General features: G+C 58.7%; 3 protein-coding genes. All 3 read right to left on the reverse strand.

The genetic code is table 11. The features are described from left to right. A partial coding sequence (locus tag ACFC3F_RS15030; protein WP_376131524.1) for an ABC transporter transmembrane domain-containing protein occupies positions 1-576 on the reverse strand: 576 nt, incomplete at its 3' end. Next, the gene (locus tag ACFC3F_RS15035) at positions 573-1,013 is read right to left on the reverse strand and encodes a lasso peptide biosynthesis B2 protein (RefSeq protein WP_376131527.1); all 441 of its coding nucleotides are present in this window, start codon (positions 1,011-1,013) and stop codon (positions 573-575) included. The genes ACFC3F_RS15035 and ACFC3F_RS15030, both read right to left, overlap by 4 nt. Then, positions 1,013-1,189 carry a PqqD family protein gene (locus ACFC3F_RS15040; protein ID WP_376131530.1) on the reverse strand — a complete coding sequence of 59 codons (177 nt, stop codon included), beginning with the start codon at positions 1,187-1,189 and terminating at the stop codon, positions 1,013-1,015. Before ACFC3F_RS15040 ends, ACFC3F_RS15035 begins: the two co-directional genes overlap by 1 nt. Between the last annotated feature and the right edge of the window lies 1 nt (position 1,190).

The following is a 1,190-nucleotide window of genomic DNA, read 5'->3' on the forward strand; positions in this document are numbered from 1 at the left end:
TTCCTGCACCTTCTCGGATGCATCACGTATCCCGCTTAGCGCGAGAATCAGCATCGCACCAGCCACCACCGTCGTGCCGAACGTGATGAGAGTGAGAAGTGGACTGAGAGCCACCATCACGCCAAGAACTGTGAGCGCCGAAACACCATATACAAGGAAGCGGACAGGACTTGTTGTTGCGTCCTCACGGAGGATAGAAGCGTCCGCCCCGACACGCGAGGCGAGGTCACCGGAGCGGTAGCGAGCCATCACGCCCACCTGTAGCCGGGTGAAGCGTGTGATCATTGCTTCACGCAGCGTGAGTACGGTTTTCTCCCCTGCCCGAGCCACGAGAAACGTTCCGACGCCTTCAACGATCCCTTGGCTGACGAACAATACGGCGAGCGTTAACACGAGCGGCCCGCTAACCGAATGTGCAGACACGCCATCAATGATCTTCTTCGTCACCAAGGGCTGGGCGATGCCGAGAAGCGTTGCAAGAAGAAGAAGCGCAGCTCCCCCAGCTACAGCTACTCGGTGGGTCAGAACGAGTCGTGCCAAGGACCGGTACGTCGAAGGTTCTCGAGCTTGGGTCATTTGGAAGAGCCTGGACGAGGAGGGTCAATGCTGACAAGTCGATTTAGCGATTCTGGCCGAAGTACTTCATTGATCAGCGCTCCGTCGACTTCGATCCAGGCATGTGCGGAGAATGGAGGCTGGGAATGAACGCCGACACACCATGTCGGCCACACTCCTCGAAGTCTGCACAGAATGACTGAAGAGACCGATCGGAGAAGACACCCGTCTTGGTTGGCACAGCGCAGGCTCGCCGCTACGACTGCGTCGCGGGCAGCCGAAGCCTGTGCAACACTGGCTGGCGCCGCGCCTACTCGGAACGCGGTTAGAATCCGGATCAGATACTGAGCCGGAAGTGTGACTAGGACGTGGCTGACGCCGACACACACGGTGGCTGCGACCCGACTCCGTATTCGAACCGCATGTGAGGGACGCTCGAACGTGCTCTGATAGCTCATTAACGCGACCCAGTCCGCAGCAGATCGGCATTGACAAGGTCTGTGACGAGCTGCTTCAGCGCGCTCTCCGCTTTCGGCAGAACGATGTCGTACTGACTGCTGAGAGTCGCTGCGGCGTTTTGCTCTGAAGATCCGTCAAGCAACGCCGTAAGGAGTCGCGTTCCTGTCTCGTTGATC

The organism is Microbacterium sp. NPDC055910, assembly GCF_042271185.1.
Classification (GTDB): Bacteria; Actinomycetota; Actinomycetes; order Actinomycetales; family Microbacteriaceae; genus Microbacterium.

What these genes read in the sequence shown, in the direction of transcription:
- ACFC3F_RS15035 (WP_376131527.1), bottom strand. Translation starts at nt 1,013, where the DNA reads ATGAGCTATCAGAGCACGTTCGAGCGTCCCTCACATGCGGTTCGAATA.